This is a genomic window from Serinicoccus sediminis (assembly GCF_004153545.1).
Classification (GTDB): domain Bacteria; phylum Actinomycetota; class Actinomycetes; order Actinomycetales; family Dermatophilaceae; genus Ornithinicoccus; species Ornithinicoccus sediminis_A.
In genome coordinates this window covers 119,084-142,892 of sequence record NZ_SDVA01000007.1, presented here as the reverse complement: position 1 = coordinate 142,892, position 23,809 = coordinate 119,084, and the positions used below count along the sequence as shown (strand labels likewise).

The 23,809-nt window shown below is 73.5% G+C and carries 20 protein-coding genes; 11 read left to right on the top strand and 9 right to left on the bottom strand.

Annotation, left to right across the window (positions count from 1 at the left end):
- Window positions 1-78: 78 nt before the first annotated feature.
- Window positions 79-1,218: a dipeptidase gene (locus EUS26_RS08620; RefSeq protein ID WP_130013143.1), complete on the top strand. Its 1,140-nt coding sequence runs from the start codon at window positions 79-81 to the stop codon at window positions 1,216-1,218.
- Between the two features lie 11 nt (window positions 1,219-1,229).
- Here EUS26_RS08620 and EUS26_RS08615 read toward each other — a convergent pair whose 3' ends face one another.
- Window positions 1,230-3,893, bottom strand: coding sequence for an FtsK/SpoIIIE family DNA translocase (locus tag EUS26_RS08615; RefSeq protein WP_130013252.1), 2,664 nt, complete (start codon window positions 3,891-3,893; stop codon window positions 1,230-1,232).
- 384 nt (window positions 3,894-4,277) lie between these two features.
- Here EUS26_RS08615 and EUS26_RS08610 point away from each other — a divergent pair, with 384 nt between their 5' ends.
- Both EUS26_RS08610 and EUS26_RS08605 read left to right on the top strand, forming a co-directional pair.
- Window positions 4,278-4,637 (top strand): 2TM domain-containing protein, encoded by a 360-nt coding sequence (locus EUS26_RS08610; RefSeq protein ID WP_130013141.1) that lies wholly within the window; start codon window positions 4,278-4,280, stop codon window positions 4,635-4,637.
- Between the two features lie 13 nt (window positions 4,638-4,650).
- Entirely contained in the window at window positions 4,651-5,016 is a 366-nt protein-coding gene (locus tag EUS26_RS08605; protein WP_130013139.1) for a 2TM domain-containing protein, read from the top strand.
- 64 nt (window positions 5,017-5,080) lie between these two features.
- Here the strand turns inward: EUS26_RS08605 and EUS26_RS08600 are convergent, their stop codons facing one another.
- Window positions 5,081-6,766: a ribonuclease J gene (locus EUS26_RS08600; RefSeq protein ID WP_130013137.1), complete on the bottom strand. Its 1,686-nt coding sequence runs from the start codon at window positions 6,764-6,766 to the stop codon at window positions 5,081-5,083.
- A 90-nt stretch (window positions 6,767-6,856) separates the two neighbouring features.
- On the opposite strand from EUS26_RS08600, the gene EUS26_RS08595 reads away from it, so the two are divergent.
- Genes EUS26_RS08595 through EUS26_RS08580 form a run of 4 tightly spaced genes read left to right on the top strand, consistent with a single transcriptional unit; the run spans window position 6,857 to window position 11,571 of the window.
- A complete protein-coding gene (locus tag EUS26_RS08595) occupies window positions 6,857-7,747 on the top strand; it encodes a DMT family transporter (protein WP_238148874.1) in 891 nt (296 codons plus the stop codon).
- Between the two features lie 37 nt (window positions 7,748-7,784).
- Complete coding sequence (locus EUS26_RS08590) at window positions 7,785-8,606, top strand: thymidylate synthase (RefSeq protein WP_130013135.1); 822 nt, start codon at window positions 7,785-7,787, stop codon at window positions 8,604-8,606.
- Entirely contained in the window at window positions 8,603-9,589 is a 987-nt protein-coding gene (locus EUS26_RS08585) for a dihydrofolate reductase (RefSeq protein ID WP_130013133.1), read from the top strand. The genes EUS26_RS08590 and EUS26_RS08585 overlap by 4 nt, the downstream gene beginning before the upstream one ends.
- Before the next feature lie 47 nt (window positions 9,590-9,636).
- Window positions 9,637-11,571: a S9 family peptidase gene (locus tag EUS26_RS08580; RefSeq protein ID WP_130013131.1), complete on the top strand. Its 1,935-nt coding sequence runs from the start codon at window positions 9,637-9,639 to the stop codon at window positions 11,569-11,571.
- 27 nt (window positions 11,572-11,598) lie between these two features.
- On the opposite strand, the gene EUS26_RS08575 is transcribed toward EUS26_RS08580, so the two are convergent.
- The 6 genes from EUS26_RS08575 to EUS26_RS08545 form a co-directional block, all read right to left on the bottom strand.
- Window positions 11,599-13,140: a PIG-L family deacetylase gene (locus EUS26_RS08575; protein WP_130013129.1), complete on the bottom strand. Its 1,542-nt coding sequence runs from the start codon at window positions 13,138-13,140 to the stop codon at window positions 11,599-11,601.
- Window positions 13,141-13,235: 95 nt separating this feature from the next.
- Window positions 13,236-13,664, bottom strand: coding sequence for an SRPBCC family protein (locus tag EUS26_RS08570; RefSeq protein WP_130013248.1), 429 nt, complete (start codon window positions 13,662-13,664; stop codon window positions 13,236-13,238).
- Entirely contained in the window at window positions 13,661-13,990 is a 330-nt protein-coding gene (locus tag EUS26_RS16920) for an ArsR/SmtB family transcription factor (protein WP_165368556.1), read from the bottom strand. Before EUS26_RS16920 ends, EUS26_RS08570 begins: the two co-directional genes overlap by 4 nt.
- A 50-nt stretch (window positions 13,991-14,040) precedes the next feature.
- Complete coding sequence (locus EUS26_RS08555) at window positions 14,041-14,289, bottom strand: hypothetical protein (protein ID WP_130013127.1); 249 nt, start codon at window positions 14,287-14,289, stop codon at window positions 14,041-14,043.
- Window positions 14,289-15,854: an acyl-CoA carboxylase subunit beta gene (locus tag EUS26_RS08550; RefSeq protein WP_130013125.1), complete on the bottom strand. Its 1,566-nt coding sequence runs from the start codon at window positions 15,852-15,854 to the stop codon at window positions 14,289-14,291. Before EUS26_RS08550 ends, EUS26_RS08555 begins: the two co-directional genes overlap by 1 nt.
- A 55-nt stretch (window positions 15,855-15,909) precedes the next feature.
- A complete protein-coding gene (locus EUS26_RS08545) occupies window positions 15,910-17,094 on the bottom strand; it encodes an acyl-CoA dehydrogenase family protein (protein ID WP_130013123.1) in 1,185 nt (394 codons plus the stop codon).
- A gap of 131 nt (window positions 17,095-17,225) precedes the next feature.
- Between EUS26_RS08545 and EUS26_RS08540 the strand changes: the two genes are divergently transcribed.
- Both EUS26_RS08540 and EUS26_RS08535 read left to right on the top strand, forming a co-directional pair.
- Window positions 17,226-17,612: a MerR family transcriptional regulator gene (locus EUS26_RS08540; RefSeq protein ID WP_130013121.1), complete on the top strand. Its 387-nt coding sequence runs from the start codon at window positions 17,226-17,228 to the stop codon at window positions 17,610-17,612.
- Window positions 17,613-17,687: 75 nt separating this feature from the next.
- Window positions 17,688-19,463: an acetyl/propionyl/methylcrotonyl-CoA carboxylase subunit alpha gene (locus EUS26_RS08535; RefSeq protein ID WP_130013119.1), complete on the top strand. Its 1,776-nt coding sequence runs from the start codon at window positions 17,688-17,690 to the stop codon at window positions 19,461-19,463.
- Window positions 19,464-19,744: 281 nt separating this feature from the next.
- Here EUS26_RS08535 and EUS26_RS08530 read toward each other — a convergent pair whose 3' ends face one another.
- The gene (locus EUS26_RS08530; protein WP_130013117.1) at window positions 19,745-21,211 is read right to left on the bottom strand and encodes an NAD(P)H-quinone dehydrogenase; all 1,467 of its coding nucleotides are present in this window, start codon (window positions 21,209-21,211) and stop codon (window positions 19,745-19,747) included.
- A gap of 31 nt (window positions 21,212-21,242) precedes the next feature.
- Between EUS26_RS08530 and EUS26_RS08525 the strand changes: the two genes are divergently transcribed.
- Together EUS26_RS08525 and EUS26_RS08520 are read left to right on the top strand one after the other, a co-directional pair.
- Window positions 21,243-22,076, top strand: coding sequence for a purine-nucleoside phosphorylase (locus EUS26_RS08525; protein WP_130013115.1), 834 nt, complete (start codon window positions 21,243-21,245; stop codon window positions 22,074-22,076).
- Window positions 22,077-22,085: 9 nt separating this feature from the next.
- Window positions 22,086-23,774 (top strand): phospho-sugar mutase, encoded by a 1,689-nt coding sequence (locus tag EUS26_RS08520; RefSeq protein ID WP_130013113.1) that lies wholly within the window; start codon window positions 22,086-22,088, stop codon window positions 23,772-23,774.
- Window positions 23,775-23,809 lie beyond the last annotated feature (35 nt).

Here is a 23,809-nt window from a genome sequence, read left to right as displayed (position 1 = left end):
GTGCGCTCCTGGGGTGCGGCGTGCCTGCTCACCGCCCCCGCCTCCCGGAGCCAGCCTGCGCCGTGGTCGGATGAGCGCATGGCTGAGACGCAGGACCGGGCGGCGTGGGACGGCAGCGGGCCGGCGGTCGTCGACGGGCACAACGACCTGCCCTGGGCGCTGCGCGAGCTCGTCGGCGCCGAGGACGCGCTGGAGGTCGACCTGCGAGCGGACACCGCGGGGCGCGGGCTGCGCACCGACCTGCCCCGGCTGGCGCGCGGGGGCGTCGGCGGGCAGTTCTGGTCGGTCTACGTCCCCTCCTCGCTGAGCGAGGCGGACGCCGTGGTGCAGACCCTGGAGCAGGTGGACCTGGTGCACCGCCTCATCGACCGGTATGCCGACCGCCTGGCCCTGGCGACGACCGCCGGTGAGGTGCGGGAGGCGATGGCGCAGGGCCGGGTCGCGTCACTGCTGGGGGCCGAGGGAGGGCACTCGATCGGGTCCTCGCTCGGGGTGCTGCGGACGCTGCACCGGCTGGGCGTGCGCTACCTGACCCTCACCCACAACCACCACACCCCCTGGGCCGACAGCGCCACCGACGAGCCGGTGCACGGCGGGCTGACGCAGTTCGGGCGCGAGGTCGTCGGCGAGCTCAACCGGCTGGGCATGCTCGTCGACCTCGCCCACGTGGCGGCCTCGACCATGCGCGACGCCTTGACGGCCTCGGACGCGCCCGTGGTCTTCAGCCACTCGAACGCCCACGCCCTGTGCCCCTCGCCGCGCAACGTCCCGGACGACGTGCTCGCGACGATGGCCGAGGGCGGCGGGGTGTGCATGGCGACCTTCGTCCCGCAGTTCGTCTCGCCGGCCTGCTGGCAGTGGCAGGAGGAGGCCCGGGCCGCGGCGCAGGCCGCCGGGGTCGACCCCAACGACCACCCGGAGATGACCCGGTTCGGCCTGGCGTGGGAGCAGCGGCACCCCCGCCCCGGGGCCACCCTGCCGGAGGTCGCCGACCACCTCGACCACCTGCGCGAGGTCGCGGGGGTGGACCACGTCGGGCTGGGCGGGGACGTCGACGGCACCGAGCACGTCGTGGCCGGGCTCGAGGACGTCTCGACCTACCCGGTGCTGCTCACCGAGCTGAGCCGGCGAGGCTGGTCGCCGGCGGACCTGGCCAAGCTCGCCCACGGCAACGTGCTGCGTCTGCTGCAGGACGTCGAGGACGCTGCGGACGGCTGAGCGCGGCCGCGTCAGTCGCGTCCGGTGAGCGACCAGGCGTCCTCGCTCTCCGGCTCCTCCTCGTCCTCGACGTAGCTGCCGCTGATCGGGTCGCCGTCGTAGCGGCTGTCCCGCCGTGCCGCGGGCTGGGGCGCTGCCCGGCCGGCCGGCGCCCGCCCCTCGTCGGCGTCGCCGTCGTCCTCGTCGGCGACCTCCGTCGGGTCGGCGTCGAAGGGGGCGGTGTCGGTCTCGACCTCGGGGCGGGGCGGGTCCTGACCCTGCAGCAGCGCGAGGGTGGTCTCGAGGTCGTCCGGCTTGACGAGCACGTCACGGGCCTTGCTGCCCTCGGACGGACCGACGATGCCCCGGCTCTCCATGAGGTCCATGAGGCGGCCGGCCTTGGCGAAGCCGACCCGCAGCTTGCGCTGCAGCATCGACGTCGACCCGAACTGGGTCGTGATGACCTGCTCGGTCGCCTGGAGGAGCAGGTCGAGGTCGTCGCCGATGTCCTCGTCGATCTGCTTCTGGACCGGGGCCGCGACGACCTCCTCGACGTAGCTCGGCTTGAGCTGGCCGGTGACGTGCGCGACGACGTCGTGGATCTCGGACTCGGTGACCCACGACCCCTGCACGCGCATGGTCTTGCTGGCGCCCATCGGCAGGAAGAGCGCGTCGCCCATGCCGATGAGCTTCTCCGCACCGGGCTGGTCCAGCACGACCCGGGAGTCGGCGAGCGAGGACGTCGCGAAGGCCATCCGGCTCGGCACGTTGGCCTTGATGAGACCGGTGACGACGTCGACGCTGGGCCGCTGGGTGGCCAGCACCAGGTGGATGCCCGCGGCGCGGGCGAGCTGGGTGATCCGCACGACCGACTCCTCGACGTCGCGCGGGGCGACCATCATGAGGTCGGCGAGCTCGTCGACGACGACGAGCAGGTAGGGGTAGGGCTGCAGCACCCGCTCCGACCCCGGCGGCGGCGTCACCTTGCCCGCCCGGATGGCCTTGTTGAAGTCGTCGATGTGCTTGTAGCCGAAGGCCGCGAGGTCGTCGTAGCGGTGGTCCATCTCCTTGACGACCCACGCCAGGGCCTCGGCGGCCTTCTTCGGGTTGGTGATGATCGGGGTGATGAGGTGCGGGATGCCCTCGTATGCCGTCAGCTCGACCCGCTTGGGGTCGACGAGGATGAGCCGCACCTCGTCGGGGGTCGACCGCATGAGGATGGAGGTGATCATCGAGTTGACGAAGCTCGACTTGCCCGAGCCGGTGGCACCGGCGACGAGCATGTGCGGCATCTTGGCGAGGTTGGCGATGACGTAGCCGCCCTCGACGTCCTTGCCCACGCCCATCACCATCGGGTGGGTGTTGTTGCGCGCGGTCTGGCTGCGCAGCACGTCGCCCAGGCTGACGTTCTCCCGGTCAGCGTTGGGGATCTCCACCCCGACCGCCGACTTGCCCGGGATCGGCGACAGGATGCGCACGTCGGCGCTGGCCACGGCATACGCGATGTTCTTGGAGAGCGCGGTGATCCGCTCGACCTTGACCCCGGGGCCGAGCTCCACCTCGTAGCGGGTGACGGTCGGCCCGCGGCTGAAGTCGGTGACCTGGGCGTCGATGTTGAAGTCCTCGAGGACGCCGGTGAGCGCCTCCACCACCTTGTCGTTGGCCTCGGAGCGCTCCTTGTGCGGGGTGCCGGGCTTGAGGAGGGCCGACTCGGGGAGGGTGTAGGTGACGTCCCCGGCCAGCTGCAGCTGCTCGACCCGCTGCGGGAGCTGGGCGGTCGGGGGCGCCTCGAGCTCGCGCTTGGCCGCCTTGGCCTTCTCGACCGCGGTGGGGGCGGTGGCGCGCCTCTGCCCGGGCCGCGGGCCGGGGATCTCGTCGGTCGAGTCGCCCTGCGCATCCTGCGCGGGGGCGGGCCTGGCCCCGCCCCGGGGGGCGGCCTTGGCGGTGGTGCGCGAACCGGTCGCCGCGACCTCGCCGGTCGGGTCCGTGTCCGTGTCTCTGGCCGCGTCACGCGCGGCCGGAGCACGCCGGGCGCGGCGCTTGGTCGCACGGTCGACCTCGGCCGCCTGGTCGAAGGGGACGTCGCCGTCGCGCGGGCCGTCGACGGAGCCGGCCCCCCGGCGCCGGCGCGGCACCGGGTTGCCGTCGGCGTCGACCTCGTCGAAGCGCGCGGAGTCGAAGAGCTGCTGCTCGACCTCGCGGATCCGGTCGGGGATCCGGTGGACCGGCGTGCGGGTGAGCACGAGGAAGCCGAAGACGCCCAGCAGGCTGAGCACGATGTAGGCGCCGGTGACCGTGATGGCCGACGCCGGGATGGAGGAGGCGATGAAGCCGAGGATCCCGCCCGAGCGCTGCAGCACCGCCGAGCCCTCGGCGTAGTCGGGGTTGCCGGTCGCGAGGTGGGTGATGCCGCTGGCGGCGACGAGCATGGCGGTCATGCCGATGCTCATCCGGTTGGTGGCCTGCTGCTCCCCCGGTGCGCGGAAGAGGCGGACGGCGAAGAAGAGGAGGACCGCGGGCAGCACCAGGGCGACCCGCCCGAAGGTGCCCGCGGCCGCCACGTGGATGACGTCGCCGACGAAGCCGTCCAGGCCCCACCACTCGCGCAGGGCCACGACGAGGGCCAGGGCCAGCAGCAGGAACCCGGCGCCGTCGCGGCGGTGCTCGGGGTCCAGGTCGTGGGCGGTGTCGGTCATCGCCCGCACCGTGCCCCCGGTGACGCCGGCGATGCCGCGCAGCGCCCGGCCCGGCAGCGAGGGGCCGTCGGCCGGCCGGGACGCCGGGCCAGAGCCGCGGCCCGAGCCCCCGGACGCGCGGCCCTTGGTCGTCGTCGACCGGCTGGCGGGACGCCGGGAGGCGCCGCCGGAGCCGGCACGGGTCGATGTCGCAGTCTTGGCCACGTTCGCACGGTACCCAATGGCCACGGTCGTCACAGGGGTCCCACGCCGTCCGCTGCCCGACCCGGTCCCTCGCGCCCGTCGGGACGGCCTGCCCGGCGACCCGCTGACATCTGTCACGGCACCCTCGGGCGCGCCGACCCTAGTGTCGGGTCATACCGTCCGACAGAGCGAGGAGCCGACATGTCCGTCCCGGTGCAGGGCCCGACCAGCCCGTTCAAGAGGTCCGGCACGGCGGACGCCCCACCGCCGCTGCCCACGCCCGGCACGGGCGGGGTGGAGGACCTGCCGGGGCAGCACCGGCCGGGGCGGGCCGGCGGCTCGCCGCCCTGCGGCTCTCGCAGCCGGGGTGACGTGGCCGCGAGCCGGGCCCGCGTGGCGCGAGCAGGGATGCTCATCGGCCTGCTCGTGGTCGTCTGGGCCATGAGTGGCGGGGGGCACTTCTGGCCCGTCTGGGTGATGATCGGCTGGGGTGCCTGCCTGGTGCCGGACGTCGCCCGCCTCGTCGAGCATCGGGACGCTCGTGCCGCGGCGTCCCGCTGAGTACGCTGCAGGGGTGAGCCAGCCACCGCAGGGGCCGCACGAGCCGGTCGAGGGCAACCTCCCGCTGCAGCCGTACCGTCCGCACACCGAGCTCGACCCGGAGATGCGCGAGCGCGCGCTGCAGCGCCTGCAGCAGCGCAAGGAGTTCCTGCAGCACCTCAGCGTCTACGTCATCATCATGACGCTGCTCACCGCGATCTGGTTGGTCAGCGGCATGGGCTACTACTGGCCCATCTGGCCGATGATGGGCTGGGGCGTCGGCGTGGCCATCCACGCCAGCACCCTGCGCCTCGACCGGGAGCCCACCGAGGCGCAGATCGCCGAGGAGGCCGCGCGGCTGCGCAAGCGGCTGGGCCGCCCCGACCACCCGGAGGACTGACACGACCCCTGCCGCCGCACCCCGGTCCGGGGTGCGCGGCGGTGGGCGGCTGTCCGGCCCGGCCTCAGGCGTCGATGACGATGGGGATGATCATCGGGCGCCTCCGCAGCTTGTTGCCGACGAACGAGCCCACGGTGCGCCGGATCACCTGCTGCAGCTGGTAGCTGTCCTGGGTGCCGGTGCGCTGGGACTCCTCCAGCGCCGCGACCAGCTTGGGCCGGACCCGCTCGAAGACGTCCTCGCCCTCCGCGAAGCCCCGGGTCTGGATCTCCGGCCCGGCCGCGATCGCCCCGGTGGAGGCGTCGCGGACGACGATGATCGTCACGAACCCCTCGTCCCGCAGGATCCGGCGGTCCTTGAGCATCGTCTCGTCCGCCGCGCCGACGAGGGACCCGTCGACGTAGACGTAGCCGCAGTCGACGGCCCCGGCGACGCGGATCTTCCCGTCGAGGAGGTCCACGACGACGCCGTCCTCGGCGATGACCACGTTGTCGCGCGGCACTCCCGTCTGCACGGCCAGGTCGGCGTTGGCGACCATGTGCCGCCACTCGCCGTGGACGGGGAGCACGTTGCGGGGGCGCACGATGTTGTAGCAGTAGAGCAGCTCGCCGGCGCTGGCGTGGCCGGAGACGTGCACCAGCGCGTTCTCCTTGTGGACGACGTCCGCGCCGCGGCGGGTCAGCCCGTTGATGACGCGGTAGACGGCGTTCTCGTTGCCGGGGATGAGCGAGGAGGCCAGCAGCACGGTGTCGCCCTCGCCCACGTCGATCTTGTGGTCGCCGCCGGCCATGCGGGACAGGGCCGCCATCGGCTCGCCCTGCGACCCGGTGCAGACGAGCACCTGCTGGTCGTCGGGCAGCCTGGTCAGCCGGTTGAGGTCGACGAGCACGCCGTCCGGGATGCGCAGGTAGCCGAGGTCGGCGGCGATCCCCATGTTGCGGATCATCGAGCGTCCCACCATGGCCACCTTGCGGCCCGACTCCTCGGCGGCGTCGAGCACCTGCTGGACGCGGTGCACGTGCGAGGAGAAGCAGGCCACGATGATCCGTCGGGCCGCGTTGTGGAAGACCCGCTCGATGGCCGGCGCGATCTGCCGCTCGGGGGTCGTGAAGCCCGGGACGTGGGCGTTCGTGGAGTCCGTCATGAACAGGTCGACGCCCTCCTCCCCCAGCCGGGCGAAGGCGCGCAGGTCGGTGATCCGGCCGTCCAGCGGCAGCTGGTCCATCTTGAAGTCGCCGGTGTGCAGGATGGTGCCGCCGGAGGTGCGGATGAAGACCGCGAGCGCGTCCGGGATCGAGTGGTTCACCGCGACGAACTCGCAGTCGAAGGGACCCAGCTCCTCGCGCCCGCCCTCGGTCACACCCAGGGTGAGCGGGGTGATCTTGTGCTCCTTGAGCTTGGCCTCGATGAGGGCCAGGGTCAGCTGCGAGCCGACGAGCGGGATGTCGGGCTTGAGCCGCAGCAGGTAGGGCACCGCCCCGATGTGGTCCTCGTGGCCGTGGGTCAGGACGATGGCGACGATGTCGTCGAGCCGGTCCTCGATCGCGGTGAAGTCGGGCAGGATGAGGTCGACGCCGGGGTGGTGCTCCTCCGGGAAGAGCACGCCGCAGTCGATGACGAGCAGCTTGCCGCGGTGCTCGATGACCGCCATGTTGCGGCCCACCTCACCCAGCCCGCCGAGGGGGATGATGCGGACGCCCCCGTCCGGGAGGGGCGGGGGCGCGGTCAGCTCGGGATGGGGGTGGCTCATGGCGCACCAGGGTATCCCCAGGAGGGGCGTCCGACCGCCAGCGCGTCCGCTCTGGGACGCTGGACGGTGTGGACATGATCGCGGCCGTCCGTGACGGCATACCGCCCCGACCGGCGCCCGGGTCTGTCCCGGCAGCCGGGTGAGTCGCCCGTGGGGGTGATCCTGGCCCTCGGCGCCGCCCTGGCGTACGGCCTGTCCGACTTCGTGGGCGGTGTCGCCTCCCGCCGCAGCTCGCCGTGGCCGGTCGCGGTGATGTGCGCCGTCGGCGGCCTGCTCGGCGCGGTGGTGATCGCCGCCGCGACGACGGGTGACCCCTCCGGTGCGGACCTGGCCTGGGGCGCGCTGGCCGGGGTGGGCAGCGGGCTGGGCGGCGCCTTCCTCTACCGAGGGTTCGCCGAGGGGCGTATGGGGGTCGTCGCCCCGGTCTCCGGCGTGGGGGCGGCCGTGCTGCCGGTCGCGGTGGCGCTGGCGACCGGCGAACGGCCCGGGGCGCTCGTCTGGTGGGGTGTCGCGGCGGCGCTGCCCGGGATCTGGCTGGTCAGCCGGGAGCCCGGACCGCAGCGCCAGCTCGCTGCCGGCATCGCCGACGGCGCCCTCGCCGGCGCCGGGTTCGGCCTGCTCTTCGCCGCCATCGGCCAGGTCCCGGACGGCGCGGGCTACTGGCCGCTGGCGGTGGCGCAGGCGGTGGGGGCGGTGAGTGTCGTGGCCGTCGCGACCCTGCTGCGCAGCACCTGGTGGCCGCGGACCGGCGTCGAGGTGGGCGGGGGCCTGCTCGCCGGGGTCCTCGCGACCCTGGCAGCCCTGGGCTTCCTGCTCTCGACGCAGACCGGTCTGCTGACCGTGGCCGCGGTGCTCACCTCCCTCTACCCCGCCGTGACGGTCCTGCTCGCGGCGGCGCTCCTGCGCGAGCGCATCGGTCGGGGCCAGGCCGCGGGCCTCGCCTTCTGCGCGGTCTGCGTCGCCCTGGTCGCCGCCGGCTGAGGGCGGGTGGTCGGAGCCCGCGTCTACAGTGGGCGGCATGCAGGCATACCTCGATCTCCTGGAGCGGATCCGCACCGAGGGAGTCCGCAAGGAGGACCGCACCGGCACCGGCGCGCTGTCGGTCTTCGGGCACCAGATGCGCTTCGACCTCACCCAGGGGTTCCCGGCGCTGACGACCAAGCGGCTGCACCTGCGCTCGATCATCGGCGAGCTCATCTGGTTCCTGCGCGGCGACACCAACGTGCGGTGGCTGCAGGAGCGGCGCATCAGCATCTGGGACGAGTGGGCCGACGAGCACGGCGACCTCGGCCCGGTCTACGGGCACCAGTGGCGCTCCTGGCCGACCCCCGACGGCGGGACCGTCGACCAGATCCAGCGGCTCGTCGAGGGGCTGCGCACCAACCCCGACTCCCGCCGGCACGTCGTCAGCGCGTGGAACGTCGCGGACGTCGACCGGATGGCGCTGCCGCCGTGCCACACGATGTTCCAGTTCTACGTCGCCCCCGCCGCGCCCGACGACCCCGACCGGCGCGGCTGGCTGTCCTGTCAGCTCTACCAGCGCAGCGGCGACACCTTCCTGGGTGTGCCCTTCAACATCGCCTCCTACGCCCTCCTGACGCACATGGTCGCCCAGGTCACCGACCTGCGGGCCAGGGACTTCGTGCACACCCTCGGCGACGCCCACCTCTACCTCAACCACCTCGACCAGGCCGCCGAGCAGCTCACCCGCACCCCGGGGCCGCTGCCGACCCTGTGGCTCAACCCCGAGGTCCGCGAGATCGACGCCTTCGAGATCGAGGACGTCGAGGTCCGCGACTACGTCGCCGCCCCCACGATCAAGGCCCCGATCGCCGTATGACGCACGGCCCGGTGCAGCGCCCCCCGGACGGGCGCCTGGTGCCCGCGACCTACGTCGTCCTGCAGCGGCAGGGCGAGCACGGCACCGAGGTGCTGCTGCAGCTGCGCCGCGGCACGCCCTTCATGGACGGGTGGTGGGCGTGCGGCGCCGCGGGTCACGTCGAGCCGGGAGAGTCCTTCCTGGAGGCGGGGGTGCGCGAGGCGCGCGAGGAGCTGGGGGTGGTCGTCCAGACCGGCGACCTCGACCACGTCGCGACCCTCCAGCGCACCTGCGCGCTGCCCGAGCCGGTGGAGCAGCGGGTCGACGTGGTCGTCACCACCACCTCGTGGTCGGGCGACCCGCACGTGGCCGAGCCGGACCGCGCCGCCGAGCTGCGCTGGTGGCCGCTGGACGGGCTGCCCGACGACGTGGTGCCCCACGAGCGGCTCGCGCTGGAGGCGCTGCGCGAGGGCCGCACCGGGGCGCTCGTGATCCACGGGTTCGAGCAGTCCCTCACGCTGGTGGCCGCCGTCGGACGCAACGGGGTCATCGGCGACGGGGCCTCGATGCCGTGGCACCTGCCCGCCGACCTGCGCTTCTTCAAGGAGACGACGATGGGCGGGGTGCTCGTCATGGGGCGCGGCACCTGGGACTCCATCGGCCGCGCCCTCCCCGGCCGCCGCACGGTCGTGGTCACCCGTCGCCGGGGCTGGTCGGCCCCGGGCGCGCAGGTCGCGCACTCGCTGCCCGAGGCCCTGCTCGTGGCCGGCGACACGGAGGTCTTCGTCGTCGGCGGCGGGGAGATCTATGCCCAGACGATCGACCACGCCACCCGGCTGGTGCTCACCGAGGTCGACCTCGCGCCGGAGGGCAGCACCCGGTTCCCGCACGTCGACCCCTCGGTCTGGCGCGAGGTGTCGCGCGAGCCCGGCCCCGAGGGCACCCCGATCACCGCCTGGGTCGTCCTCGAGCGCCGTGACCCCTCATCCGCGGCGAGTGGCTGAGCCACCGACCGCGGGCACCCTGCGGCCCCCGGCGTAGGGTCGACGCCGTGAAGCCCACCGACCTGACCGCCATCCGCACCCTGTCCTCCCCCACCGTGCGACCGGACGGCAGCGACGTCGTCTTCAGCGTCAGCCGTCCGGACACCGAGGACAACCGCTACCGCTCCAGCCTGTGGCGCCTGGACCTCACCGAGGAGGGCGCGGAGCCCGTCCGGCTGACGAGCAGCACCCGCGACTCCTCCCCCCGCTACTCCCCCGACGGTCGGTGGCTGGCGTTCCTGCGCGCCGGTGAGGACGGCCCCGCCCAGCTGCACGTCATGCGCGCCGACGGGGGCGACGCCCGGGTCCTCACCGAGCAGAAGCTCGGCGTGGGCAGCTTCGACTGGTCGCCGGGGAGCACCCATCTGGCGTATGCCGCGCGCGTCCCGGAGGAAGGGCGCTACGGCACCGACGACGACGTCAAGCCCGACCAGGAGGCCCCCCGCCTCATCAGCCACAGCACCTATCTCGCCGACGGGCTCGGCTACGTCCTGGACCGCCCCAGCACGGTGTTCCTCCTCGACCTGGCCGAGCTGCCCGCGACCGACGCGGCGGACGCCGAGGAGCTGCCCGCGAGCGTGCAGCTCACCGGCGGGGCCGGCGACGACACCGAGCCCCGCTTCGTCCACGGCGGCACCCGGGTCGCGTTCCTGGCCTCCCGCGACCGGAGGGGGGCCTGGGTGCCGGACACGCTGGTCCGTGACGTGTGCTCGGTCGACCTGCGCGGCAAGGGGTTCCGGCGGCACACCGACGGCACCGGCAGCGTCGGCAGCGTCACGGTGGGCACGGACGGCACCGCCGTCTACGGGTCCAACGACCTCGGGAGCTCGAAGCAGGACTTCGTCGCCCGCAACGCCGTGCTCCGGCGGCTCGACGGCCCCGGCGTGGCCCTCACCGACGCCGAGACCGACCACCTGGCCTGCGCACCGGTCATCGCCGGTGACGGCAGCGTCGTGGCCGCGTTCGAGCAGCGCGGCGACACCGTCGTCCGCGACGTGGGCTCGGGGCACGTCCTGCTCGACGGCCACGTCTCGGTCACCGCGCTGGCGAGCGGGGGCGACCTGGTCGTGGCGGTGGCCGGCACGCGCACGTCATACTCCGAGCTGTTCGTCGGCCGGCTCGGCGAGACGCTCACCGCCCGCACCGACTTCGGGCGTCACCTGCGCGAGGCCGCGGACCCGATCGAGCCGGAGGAGCTGTCGGCCAGCGCCAACGACGGCTACCCGGTGCACGGCTGGCTGTTCCGCCCCCCGAGCAAGCCGCGCCGCAAGGCCGGCCACCCGGTCGTCCTCATGATCCACGGCGGGCCCTACACGCAGTACTCCGGCAACCTCTTCGACGAGGCGCAGGTCCTCGCCGGGGCGGGGTATGCCGTGGTGATGGGCAACCCGCGCGGCGGGTCGGGCTACGGCGCCGGCCACGGTCGGGCCGTCAAGGAGGCCATCGGCACCGTCGACGTCGCCGACCTGACCGCCCTGCTGGACCACGCGCTGACCCTGCCCGAGCTGGACGGCTCCCGGGTGGGGGTCCAGGGCGGGTCCTACGGCGGGCTCATGACCACCTGGCTCGTCGGGCACTCCGACCGCTTCACCGCGGCCATCAGCGAGCGCGCCGTCAACGCCTGGGACTCCTTCGCGGGCACGAGCGACATCGGCTGGTTCTTCGCCGACGAGTACGCCGGGGCCTACCAGCACGAGCAGTCGCCCCTCACCTGGGCCGACAACATCACCACGCCCACCCTCATCATCCACTCCGAGCGCGACTTCCGGTGCCCGCTGGAGCAGGGCCAGCGACTCTTCGCCCGGCTCCGGCGCAACGGGGTCCCCAGCCAGCTGCTCATCTTCCCGGGCGAGGGTCACGAGCTCACCCGCAGCGGCCAGCCGCGGCACCGCCAGCAGCGGTTCGAGCACATCCTCACCTGGTGGGGCGACCACCTGCGCTGAGGCGCGGCGCCCCCGCGGGCCGGGTCGTCAGTCGGTCGTCGGGTAGCCGAAGCGGGACATCAGGGCGCGGCAGGTGTGCTCGATCCGCCGCAGGTTGTCCTCGCCGAAGAACGCCGCGGGGGTGACCTCGCGGTCTCCGCGGGGCTGGAACTGCCGGTCCTGCGAGCCGGTGATGTCGTGCACGACCGGTCGCTCCAGGGACCGGGCCAGCGCCTCGATGCTCCCGCGCTTGTCGGCGCAGAAGTCCTCGTAGCGCAGCAGCGTCAGGTGCTCGGCGGCGTCGACGTAGGCCTGTGCGGCGCGCACCCACCGGTCCGCCAGTGCCTCCACGTACTGCCTGGGCCCGGTGGCCATCCCCGCGTTGGTGAGGATGGGGTACCACCCGGGCAGCCGCTCCCTCAGGTCGTCGTACTGGTCCGCGGTGAGGTCCGCCTGCGACCCGGGCAGGTCCACCCGGTTGAGGATGCTCCTGATGTTGTCCCGGGGGTCGCGGACGACGAAGACCACCTGGGCGTCCGGGAACGCCGCCCGCAGCGAGGGCAGCAGGAAGATGACGTCGTTGTCCTTCACCACGTCCGCGGCGAAGACCTTGGGCCGGCGCTGCGCCAGCGTGGCGACCGCGTCCTCCTGCCCCAGCAGGTCGGCCAGCCGGGTGCGGGTCTGGTAGAGCACGTCCAGCGAGGCCTTCCCGCCGATGCACTCGGCCAGCAGGCTGGCGATCGCCGTGCTCCCCGACTTCTGGTTGCCCAGGACGAAGATGGGCGGGGCCGGCGCCGGGGGCGAGGGCTCGGCGGTGGCAGCGGGCGCCGGCTCAGAGGCGGCGGCACGTGCCGGCTCCGCCGGCGGCTGCGGGCGGGGCGCCGCCGCGGCGGGCTCCATCGACCGGGAGACGACGCGGCTCACGTAGCCCAGCCTGCGCAGGGCCGAGAACTCGTCCTTGACGGACTGCCGGCCGAAGTTCTCGTAGGCGGCCACGGCGATCTGGATCTGGTCCTCGCTGCTGCGGGTCGGCCGGTAGACGGAGGCCTCGCCGGACATGAGGGTGCCCAGGCTGAACCGCACGGTCCGGGCCCCGAGCCCCTGCACCGCCTCGACGACCGCGCGGTGGTCCGGGTGGTCGTCGTCGGGGTGGGCCGCGACGACCCACCGCGCCCCGCGGCGGTCCAGCTTCTTCAGCGCCCGGCCGACCTCCTCCGCCTGGACGCCGCCGTCCGGGAGCCCGAGCCGGACGATGTGCCCCGCGCCCGCCGTCAGGGCCGACCACGCGGCGGCCTGCTCGGACCGGCGGAACTCCCTCTCGTAGGCCGGGGTCCACCCCTTGAGCTCCGCCCGCCGGGAGGCACCGCCGTCGCTGACGGCGACCAGGACGACCGGGTGCTGGGTGCGGGCGCAGAGCCACGGGATGTAGGAGGCGAGCCGCAGGGTCTCGTCGTCCGGGTGCGGTGCGACGACGTAGGTCACCGGCCGGGAGAACGCCTGGGCGACCCGTCGCGCTCCCGTGCGGGCACGCCTGCGCAGTCCTGCCGTGCCGGGGGTGCCCCCGGGGGCCTGTCGACGGGTGGAGAGCATGCCGGGAGGCTAACAAGGTCGACGCCGCGGGAGTCGGACCGCTCCCGACCCCGCGGCCACGCCCTCGGGCCCAGCCGGGCCTCGGTGCCCGAGGGTCAGCTCGCCAGGTGCCCGGGCAGCCGGTCCAGCACGTCGTTCCAGCCCTGTTCGTCGCCGCCGTCGTGCCCGCTCGAGGTATGCCGCACGGTCACCTCGGTGCCCCCGTCGCCCGGGGTGAAGGTGACCTCGACCGTGTCCACCGCGGCGTCCGCGGGCACGCCGGCAGCCGGGTCGTCCACCCAGGTCCAGGTCATGACGAACCGGCGCGGGGGATCGTGCTCGAGGAAGGCCCCCTCCACGCCCACCCCGGCGGAGGGGGCCGTGATGCGCAGCCGCCCGCCCTGGCGGGCGTCGACCTCGTAGGTCGTGTCCGGCCACTGCGGCCACCACCACCGGGCCAGCTCGGCGGGGTCCATCCACGCCCGGAAGGCCCGGTCGGCGTCGGCCGGGACGACCCGCGTGACGGTGACGGTGCTGTCGCTCATGGCTCGCTCCTGTCGGTGGGACCTGCCAGGTGACCTGCCAGGCGGTCCAGGTGGTTGCCCCAGAAGAGGCGGTGCTGCAGGGCCCAGGTCGCCAGGGGGTCCAGGCTGCCGGGCACCAGCTCGACGGTGACGACGCGTCCGGCCTTGGTCCGGAGGACGATCCCCGCCTCCGCCAGGCGGTCCACGTGGCGCATCGTGCCGGGCACGCTCATCCCGAGCACCTCGGCCAGCGCGCTCACGGTGGCGGGCCCGTCGGCCAGGTGCTCGACCACCCGGCGGCGGGGCTCGCTGGCGATGGCGCCGACCACCGCGTCGAGGGAGGACATGGCGCCCACCCTACCGCATACTTAACGACTTTGTTAGGTATGCAGCGAGGTCAACCCGCTCGGGACCGCCGACCCAGCAGGTAGCTGCCGAGGGCCAGGAGCACCGCGCCCACGCAGATGACGATCGGCCCGACGACCTCCTGCCACTGGACGGGGAAGCTCGGCACGACGTCGTCGTACACGAACCACCCGAAGCTCCGGGGCGTGCTGAGCCACAGGAGGACGCCGCCCAGCACCGCCAGCGCGCCCGCCCCTGCCAGCGCCCACGCGGGGGCGGCGGGCCCACGACCGGTGGCCATCAGACCGGGGGGATGCTGCGGTGGCGGGTGGAGAAGTGCCGGTCCCGGCGGGCGGCGTACCGCAGCCGGTGGACGACCTCGGCGCGCAGGTCCTCGGGCTCGGTGATCGCGTCGATGACGAGGTCAGCGGCGAGCCGCTCGAGGTCGACGTCCTCGAGGTACTCGGCGCGGCGGGCGTCGATGAACTCCTGGCGCTCCCGCGCGTCCTGGATCTCGGCGATCTTGTTGGCGTAGACCGCGTTCACCGCCGCCTCCGGGCCCATGACCGCGATCCGCGCGGTGGGCAGCGCGATCGTCGCCTCCGGCCCGAAGCCCGGCCCACCCATGGCGTAGAGCCCGGCCCCGTAGGCCTTGCGGAGCACGACGCACAGCTGCGGCACCGTCGCCTCGGAGACGGCCGAGACCATCTTGGCGCCGTGCCGGATGATCCCGCCGCGCTCCACCTCGGAGCCGATCATGAAGCCCGGCACGTCGGCGAGGTAGAGCAGCGGGATGCCGTACGCGTCGCACAGCCAGATGAAGCGGGCGGCCTTGTCGGCCGAGTCGGTGAAGAGCACCCCGCCCTTGACCGCCGAGTTGTTGGCGACGATGCCGACGGTCTGCCCGTCCACACGTCCCAGACCCACCACGAGCTCGGCGGCGAAGAGCGGCTTGACCTCGAAGAAGCTGTCGTCGTCGACCAGGCCCTCGATGACGTCGTGCACGTCGAAGGGCACCGACTCCGCCTCGGGCACGGTGTGCCGCCCCAGCGGCCGCGCGGGCTCCTCGCCCTCGTAGGCGGGGACGGGTGCGCGCCACGACTCGGGCAGGTAGGAGAAGAAGTGCCGGGCGAGCTCGATCGCCTCGGTGTCGTCGGCGGCGAGCAGGTCCCCCACCCCGGACACCGTGCAGTGCATGCGCGCGCCGCCCATCTCCTCCAGCGACACCGTCTCCCCCACCACCATCTCGGCCATCCGCGGGCTGCCGAGGTACATCGACGCGTTCCCCTCGACCATGATGACGATGTCGGTGAAGCTGGGGATGTAGGCGCCGCCGGCGGCGCTCGGCCCGAAGAGGCAGCAGATCTGCGGCACCTTGCCGGACAGCGCGACCTGGTTGTGGAAGATCCGGCCCGCGCCGCGCCGGCCCGGGAACAGGTCGACCTGGTCGGTGATGCGGGCACCGGCGGAGTCGACGAACCAGAAGATCGGCAGCTCCTCGCGCAGGGCCGCCTCGGTCGCCCGGATGATCTTCTCCACGGTGCGCGCGCCCCACGACCCCGCCTTGACCGTGGGGTCGTTGGCGACGACGATCGCCGCCCGCCCGTCCACCTCACCCCGACCGGTCACGACGCCGTCCGCCGGGAGCGCGCCCGCCGTCGCGTTCGCATACCGGCCGTCCTCGACGAAGGTCCCCTCGTCGAAGAGCAGGGCGATCCGCTCACGGACGTAGAGCTTGTTCTGGGAGTCGAGCTTGGCGCGGGCCCGCTCGCTGGGCTCCGCCGAGGCGCGGTAGGCCGTGTCGAGGCGCTCGCGCAGGTCCGCGACCCGCGGGTCGCCGGGGGTGTCGGCCGCGCTGCTGCTCATGGACGTCCGTCCTCCTCGTGTGCTGGGACCCGGTGGGTCGAGGTCGAGGTTCTCGTCAGCGGGCGGGCAGGCCCAGGCCGCGGGCGATGACCATGCGCTGGACCTCGGAGGTCCCCTCGCCGATCTCCAGGATCTTGGCATCCCGGTAGAAGCGGGCCACGGGGTACTCCTCCATGAAGCCGTTGCCGCCGAAGATCTGCGTGGCGATCCGCGTCGAGCTGACCGCGGCCTCGGTGGAGTAGAGCTTGGCGACCGCCGCGGCCTGCTTGACCTCGGCCACCCCGCGGCGCCCGGCCTCCTGCTCGTCCTTGAGCCAGGCGGCCTTGTAGGTGAGCAGCCGGGCCGCCTCGACCATCACGGCCAGGTCGGAGATCTGGAAGGACACTCCTTGGTTGACCGCGATCGGCCGCCCGAAGGCCTGCCGCTGCTGGCTGTAGGCGGTGCACTCCTCCAGCATGCGCTGCGCGCAGCCGACGGCGAGCGCGGAGATCGCGACGCGGCCGTCGTCGAGCGTCTTGAGGAACTGCCGGAAGCCCTCCCCGCGCTGGCCGAGCAGGTTGTCCTCGGGGACGCGGCATCCCTCGAAGGTCAGCCCGTGGGTGTCCGAGATGCGCCACCCGAGCTTGCGGTAGGACGGCTCGACGACGAACCCGTCGGTGCCGGCCGGGATCATGATGGCGCTGATCTCGGGCCGACCGTCCGCGGTCTCGCCCGTCTTGGCGGTGACCGTGACGACCGAGGTCAGGTCGGTGCCGGAGTTGGTGATGAAGGCCTTGGCCCCGTCGACGACCCAGTGACCGTCCTCGAGCCGTGCCTTGGTGCGGCTGGCGCCGGCGTCGGACCCGGCGTCGGGCTCGGTGAGGCCGAAGCCGGCGAGGGTGCGACCGGCCAGGAGGTCGGGGAGGTAGGTCTCCTTCTGCTCCTGGGTGCCGTAGGACAGGATCGGGTTGATGCCCAGCCCCACCCCGGCGGAGAGCGTGATGCCGACCGACTGGTCGACGCGGCCCAGCTCCTCGATCGCCAGGCAGGTGTAGGTGAAGCCGCCGTGCTCGGTGCCGGCGCCGCCGAACTCCTCGGGGGCGTTGAGCCCGAACAGGCCCAGCTCCCCCATCTTGGGCACCAGCTCGTCGGGGAAGTGCGCGTCCTTGTCCCACTGCTCGACGTGCGGGGCGACCTCCGCCTCCGCGAACTCGCGGACCAGGCCGCGGAACTCCTCGTGGTCCTCGGTCAGTTCGAACATCGGTGTCCGCATCCTCGCTCGCGCTCGACGGTGGCGGCGGGAGCTCCCGCCGACGTCCTCACCATCCTGCTTGACGTTGACGCCAAGGTCAAGCAGGATGGGCGCGACACCTTGACGTTAGGACAAGCACCGTGACCGAGACCACGACGACGTGGACCATCGCCCAGATGGCTGACGACTACGACGTCACCCACCGGGCGCTGCGGCACTACGAGCACCTGGGGCTGCTCGCGCCGGACCGGGAGGGCCAGCGGCGCATCTACCACCGCCGCGAGCGCACCCGTCTGGCGCTCATCCTGCGGGGACGCCGGCTCGGCTTCTCCCTCGAGGAGATCGCGACCATCCTCGACATGTACGACGACCAGCCCGGGGAGGTGGGGCAGCTGCGCTACCTGCTGTCCCAGATCGGCGACCGTCGCCAGGACCTGGAGCGGCGCCGCCGCGACATCGAGGACAGCCTGCGGGAGCTCGACGAGCTGGAGCAGCGCTGCGCCGAGGACGTCGCGCGCCTCTCCTGACCCTCGTCCAGGCGAGCCCAGGGCCCCCGCGCTGCCTGGCGCCGACGGCATACCTCTCGGGCTAGGGTGACCCCCATGCCGATCAGCAAGGTCCTCATTGCCAACCGGGGCGAGATCGCCGTGCGCATCGCCCGCGCCTGCAGCGACGCAGGCCTGGGCTCGGTCGCGGTCTACGCCGACCCCGACCGCGACGCCCTGCACGTCAAGGTCGCCGACGAGGCGTACTCCCTCGGCGGTTCCACCCCCGGCGAGTCCTACCTGGTGCAGGAGAAGCTGCTCGACGTGGCGCGGCAGGCGGGCGCGGACGCGGTGCACCCGGGCTACGGCTTCCTCGCCGAGAACGCGTCCTTCGCCCAGGCCGTCATGGACGCCGGGCTGACCTGGATCGGCCCCTCCCCCGAGGCGATCGACGCCCTCGGCGACAAGGTCAAGGCGCGGCACATCGCGCTCGAGGCGGAGGCACCGCTCGTCCCCGGGACCACCGACCCCGTCGAGGGACCCGACGAGGTCGTGGCCTTCGCCGAGGAGCACGGGCTCCCGGTCGCCATCAAAGCCGCCTACGGGGGTGGCGGCCGCGGGCTCAAGGTCGCCCGCACGATGGAGGAGATCCCCGACCTGTTCGACTCCGCGGTCCGCGAGGCGGTCACCGCCTTCGGGCGTGGCGAGTGCTTCGTCGAGCGCTTCCTCGACCGTCCCCGGCACGTCGAGACCCAGTGCCTGGCCGACCAGCACGGCAACGTCGTCGTCGTCTCCACGCGGGACTGCTCGCTGCAGCGCCGCAACCAGAAGCTCGTCGAGGAGGCCCCGGCGCCCTTCCTGAGCGAGGAACAGCACGCCGAGCTCGTGCGTGCGAGCAAGGCCATCCTGCAGAAGGCGGGCTACGTCGGCGCCGGCACCTGCGAGTTCCTCGTCGGCCCCGAGGGCGACATCTCCTTCCTGGAGGTCAACACCCGGCTGCAGGTGGAGCACCCGGTGACCGAGGAGGTCACCGGCGTCGACCTCGTCCGTGAGCAGTTCCGCATCGCCGACGGCGAGGAGCTGGGCTACGACGACCCCGCACCGGTGGCGCACTCGTTCGAGTTCCGGCTCAACGCCGAGGACGCGGGCCGTGACTTCCTCCCGGCGCCGGGCACCGCGACGGTCTTCCGGCCGCCGTCGGGCCCGGGGGTGCGCCTGGACTCCGGCGTCGTCGAGGGCGACACCGTGGCCGGTCAGTTCGACTCGATGCTCGCCAAGCTCATCGTCACCGGGCGTACCCGGCAGCAGGCGCTGGAGCGCTCGCGCCGGGCGCTGGCCGAGTTCGAGCTGGAGGGTATGCCGACCGTGCTCGCCTTCCACCGCGCCGTGGTCGCCGACCCGGCGTTCGCGCCGGAGGACCCGGAGTCTCCCTTCACGGTGCACACCCGCTGGATCGAGACCGACTTCGACAACCAGATCGAGCCCTACAGCGGCCCGACCGCGGAGGCCCCCGAGCACGGTGAGCGGCAGACCGTCGTGGTGGAGGTCGGCGGCCAGCGCCTCGAGGTGTCGCTGCCCGCCGGGCTCGCCCTGGGCGGCGGCTCCGGCGCCTCGGGCGGCGGCCGCAAGAAGGCCCCGAAGCGCTCGCGCGGCGGTGGCGGCGGCGCGGCGGCGTCCGGCGACGCCGTGACCGCCCCAATGCAGGGCACCATCGTCAAGATCGCCGTCGAGGAGGGCCAGACCCTGGCCGAGGGCGACGTCGTCGTCGTGCTCGAGGCGATGAAGATGGAGCAGCCGATCAAGGCGCACAAGGCCGGCACGGTCAGCGGGCTGTCGGCCGCCGTCGGTGACACCGTCACCACCGGCGCCGTCATCTGCGAGCTCGCCGACTGAGAGCCGCACCGTCCAGTCGCTCCACCGGCGCCGCGCCGCCTCATACCACCGAGCGCCGTGAATGGTTGCTCTTACCCCCACCGAGCGTCGTGGATGGTTGCTCTCACCCCCACCGAGCGCCGTGAATGGTTGCTCTCACCCCCACCGAGCGCCGTGAATGGTTGCTCTCACCCCCACCGAGCCAACCATCGACGGCGCCCGGTCGCCCTCAGGCCAACCATTGACGGCGCTCGGTCGCCCTCAGGCCCACCATTCACGGCGCTCGGTCGTATGAGGGGGGGTCAGTCGGCGATCTCGTGCAGCTGGCGGGCGGCCTCCGAGAGCGAGCCGCTCATCGAGGGGTAGACCGTGAAGGTCGCCGAGAACTGGTCGACGTTGAGCCGGTTCGCGACGGCCAGCGCGATCGGGAAGATGAGCTCGCTGGCCCGGGGCGCGACCACCACGCCACCGACGATGGTGGCGCTGCCGCTGCGGGCGAAGAGCTTGACGAAGCCGTCCTGCAGGTTCTGCATCTTGGCCCGCGGGTTCTTGGTGAGCGGCAGCATGACCGCCCGGGCGTCCACCCGGCCCTCGTCGACGTCGGCCTGGCTCACCCCGACCGTGGCGATCTCCGGGTCGGTGAAGATGTTGGAGCTCACCTTGCCCAGCGACAGGGGGGCGACGGCGTCACCGAGCGAGTGCGCGACCGCGATGCGGCCCTGCATCGCCGCGATCGAGGCGAGCGGGAACACGCCCGTGCAGTCCCCCGCGGCATACACCCCCGGGGCGCTGGTGCGGGAGACCCGGTCGACCTCGACGTGGCCGGAGCGGCTCAGCCGCACGCCGGCCTCCTCCAGGCCCATGTCCGTGGTGTTGGGGATGGACCCGACGGCCAGCAGGGCGTGGCTGCCCTCGACCTCCCGGCCGTCCTCGAGGGTGACGACGACCCCGTCCCCCTCGCGCCGGACGGCGCCGGCCCGGGAGCGGTTGAGCACGGTCATGCCACGGCGGCGGAACACCTCCTCCACGACGTTGGCGGCGTCGGCGTCCTCCCCCGGCAGCACCCGGTCACGGGAGGAGATGAGGGTGACCCGGCAGCCGAGCCCGAGGTAGGCGTGCGCCAGCTCGGCGCCGGTGACGCCGGAGCCGATGACGACGAGGTGCTCGGGGAGCTCGGCGAGGTTCCAGATCTGCTGCCAGGTGAGGATCCGCTCGCCGTCCGGCTGGGCCGAGTCCAGGACGCGCGGACGAGCGCCGGTCGAGACGAGGATGACGTCGGCCTCCAGCTCGCGGTGGCCGCGCTCGTGCTCGCAGTCCTCGTCGTGCGGGGCCGGCTCCTCCCCGGAGTCGACGTCCTCCACGCCCTCGACCACCTGCACCCGGCCCGAACCGAGGAGCCTCCCGGCCCCCTGGACGACCTCCACCCCGGCGGACTCCAGCCGCTCGCCGATGTCCCGGCTCTGCGCCTGTGCCAGCTCCATGATGCGGCTGTTGACGTCCGCGATGTGCGCGGTCACGCCCTGGTCGCCGGGGACCTGTGCGCCGTCGAAGTGCACCCCGATGCGCTTGGCGGCGCTGAACCGGTCCATGAAGTCGGCGGTGGCGATGAGCGCCTTGCTCGGTACGCAGTCGGTGAGCACCGCGGCGCCCCCCAGCCCGGAGCGCTCGACGACGGTCACCTCGGAGCCGAGCTGGGCGGCGGCCAGGGCGGCTTCGTAGCCCCCGGGGCCTCCCCCGATGACGACGACGGACTTGGTGGCAGCACTCACGGCCCCATCAAACCATCGCTACCCTGAACCGGTGACTACTGGTGCTCCCCCCGACCTCGACGACCCCGCGACCGATCCCCGGGAGGTGGCCGCAGCCGCGGCCGACGTCATCGCCCGCCGCACCGGCGCCGAACGGCACGACATCGCGCTGGTGCTCGGCAGCGGGTGGAAGCCTGCCGCGGACGCGCTGGGCGCCGCCGACGCGGAGGTCGACCACGCGGACGTGCCGGGCTTCGCCGCGGCGGCCGTGGCCGGGCACTCCGGGACCATGCGCTCCATCCCGCTCAGCAGCGGAAAGCGGGCGCTGGTCTACGGCACCCGCACCCACTTCTACGAGGGCAAGGGCGTGCGCTCGGTCGTCCACGCCGTGCGCACCGCGGCCGCGGCCGGGTGCTCCACCATCGTGCTGACCAACGGCTGCGGCGGGCTGCGCCCGGAGTGGGCGCCCGGCACGCCGGTGCTCATCAAGGACCACCTCAACCTCACCGCGACCTCGCCGGTCGAGGGCGCGAACTTCGTCGACCTCACCGACCTCTACTCCGCCCGGCTGCGGGACCTGGCCCGGGAGGTCGACCCCGACCTGGACGAGGGCGTCTACGTGCAGTTCCCCGGGCCGCACTACGAGACTCCCGCGGAGGTCCGGATGGCCCGCGTGCTGGGCGGTGACCTCGTCGGTATGTCGACCGCCCTGGAGGCGATCGCCGCGCGGCAGGCAGGGCTCGAGGTGCTCGGCGTCTCCCTCGTCACCAACGCGGCGGCCGGGATCGGCGAGGCCCCGCTGGACCACCAGGAGGTCATCGACGCCGGCACCGCCGCGGCCCAGCGCTGCGGCGAGCTGCTGGCCCGCATCGTCGAGCGCATCTGAGGAGTGACCATGAGCAAGACGGACGAGCTGGTGACCACCGCCCGCGCCTGGCTGGACGACGACCCCGACCCGCAGACCAGGGCCGAGCTCGAGGAGGTCCTCGAGGCCGTGCAGGGCGGCGACGAGCAGGCCCGGGACGACCTGGCCGACCGGTTCGCCGGGTTCCTGGAGTTCGGCACGGCGGGGCTGCGCGGTGAGCTGGGCGCCGGGCCGAACCGGATGAACCGCGCCGTGGTCATCCGCACCGCCGCCGGGCTGACGGCATACCTGCGCCAGCAGCGGGAGGCGGCCGGCGACGCCACCCCGGGGCCGGCGGTCGTCATCGGCTTCGACGCCCGCACCAACTCCGACGTGTTCGCCCGCGACACCGCGGCGGTCGTCACCGCCGCCGGCGGCACCGCCATGGTGCTGCCCCACCCGCTGCCCACGCCGGTGCTCGCCTTCGCGATCCGGCACCTGGGCGCCGACGCGGGCGTCATGGTGACGGCGAGCCACAACCCGCCCCAGGACAACGGCTACAAGGTCTACCTCGGCGACGGCTCGCAGATCGTCCCGCCCGCGGACGCCGACATCGCGGAGCACATCGCGGCGGTGGCGCGCGTCTCCGACGTCCCGCTGGCGGACGACGGCTGGCAGACGCTGGACGACGAGGTGCTGGAGGCCTACCTCGACCGGGCGGTCGCGGTCCTCGACCCCGACAGCCCCCGGGACCTCGGCGTCGTCCACACCGCCCTGCACGGGGTCGGGTCCGAGGTCGTGCGGCGGGCGTTCGAGCGGGCCGGGTTCGTCGCTCCGGCGCCGGTGGCCAGCCAGGCCGAGCCGGACCCGGCGTTCCCCACCGTCGCCTTCCCCAACCCCGAGGAGCCGGGCGCGATCGACGCCGCCCTGGAGCTCGCCGGCCAGGAGCACCCGGACCTGGTGATCGCCAACGACCCGGACGCCGACCGGTGCGCCCTCGCCGTCCGGGGCGCCGACGGGTGGCGGATGCTGCGCGGTGACGAGGTCGGCGCGCTGCTGGGCCAGCACTTCATCGATCGGGGACGCGCCGGGGGCGACCGCCCGGTGCTCGCCCGCTCCATCGTCTCCTCGCGCCTGCTCGGGGCGATGGCGGAGGCGGCCGGGCTGGAGCCGGTGGAGACGCTCACCGGCTTCAAGTGGATCGGCCGGGTGCCGGGGCTCGCCTACGGCTACGAGGAGGCCCTCGGCTACTGCGTCGACCCGGCCACCGTGCCCGACAAGGACGGCGTGACCGCTGCCCTCCTGGCCGCCGAGCTGGCGGCCACCCTCAAGGCCGGGGGTCGCACGCTGCCTGACCTGCTGGACGACCTGGCCGTGCGCCACGGCGTGCACCAGACCGACGCCTTCTCGGTGCGGGTCGCCGACCTCGCGCAGATCCCCCCGGTCATGAAGCGGCTGCGCGATCAGACCCCGGCCGAGCTGGGCGGCGTCGCCGTCGCGCGCACCGACGACCTGTCCGAGGGTGTCGACGGGCTGCCCCCCACCGACGGGATCCGCTTCCTCCTCGAGGACGACACCCGGGTCGTCGTGCGGCCCAGCGGCACCGAGCCCAAGCTCAAGGTCTACCTCGAGGCGGTCGTCGACGTCGACGGCCCCGAGGACCTGGCGCGGGCCCGCGAGGAGGCGACCGGGCGGCTGGCCCAGGTCCGCGAGAGCATGCAGGACCTCACCGAGGTCTGAACGGTCCAGATCGACCTGCGCCCGCGCGGGCGCGG

Excerpts from the sequence above, each read along its gene's own strand:
- EUS26_RS08585 (WP_130013133.1), top strand. The coding sequence starts at position 8,603 with ATGACGCACGGCCCGGTGCAGCGCCCCCCGGACGGGCGCCTGGTGCCC.
- EUS26_RS08615 (WP_130013252.1), bottom strand. The coding sequence starts at position 3,893 with ATGACCGACACCGCCCACGACCTGGACCCCGAGCACCGCCGCGACGGC.
- EUS26_RS08575 (WP_130013129.1), bottom strand. The coding sequence starts at position 13,140 with ATGCTCTCCACCCGTCGACAGGCCCCCGGGGGCACCCCCGGCACGGCA.
- EUS26_RS08570 (WP_130013248.1), bottom strand. The coding sequence starts at position 13,664 with ATGAGCGACAGCACCGTCACCGTCACGCGGGTCGTCCCGGCCGACGCC.
- EUS26_RS08545 (WP_130013123.1), bottom strand. The coding sequence starts at position 17,094 with ATGTTCGAACTGACCGAGGACCACGAGGAGTTCCGCGGCCTGGTCCGC.
- EUS26_RS08590 (WP_130013135.1), top strand. The coding sequence starts at position 7,785 with ATGCAGGCATACCTCGATCTCCTGGAGCGGATCCGCACCGAGGGAGTC.
- EUS26_RS08520 (WP_130013113.1), top strand. The coding sequence starts at position 22,086 with ATGAGCAAGACGGACGAGCTGGTGACCACCGCCCGCGCCTGGCTGGAC.
- EUS26_RS08555 (WP_130013127.1), bottom strand. The coding sequence starts at position 14,289 with ATGGCCACCGGTCGTGGGCCCGCCGCCCCCGCGTGGGCGCTGGCAGGG.
- EUS26_RS08600 (WP_130013137.1), bottom strand. The coding sequence starts at position 6,766 with ATGAGCCACCCCCATCCCGAGCTGACCGCGCCCCCGCCCCTCCCGGAC.
- EUS26_RS16920 (WP_165368556.1), bottom strand. The coding sequence starts at position 13,990 with ATGTCCTCCCTCGACGCGGTGGTCGGCGCCATCGCCAGCGAGCCCCGC.
- EUS26_RS08550 (WP_130013125.1), bottom strand. The coding sequence starts at position 15,854 with ATGAGCAGCAGCGCGGCCGACACCCCCGGCGACCCGCGGGTCGCGGAC.
- EUS26_RS08610 (WP_130013141.1), top strand. The coding sequence starts at position 4,278 with ATGTCCGTCCCGGTGCAGGGCCCGACCAGCCCGTTCAAGAGGTCCGGC.
- EUS26_RS08620 (WP_130013143.1), top strand. The coding sequence starts at position 79 with ATGGCTGAGACGCAGGACCGGGCGGCGTGGGACGGCAGCGGGCCGGCG.
- EUS26_RS08535 (WP_130013119.1), top strand. The coding sequence starts at position 17,688 with ATGCCGATCAGCAAGGTCCTCATTGCCAACCGGGGCGAGATCGCCGTG.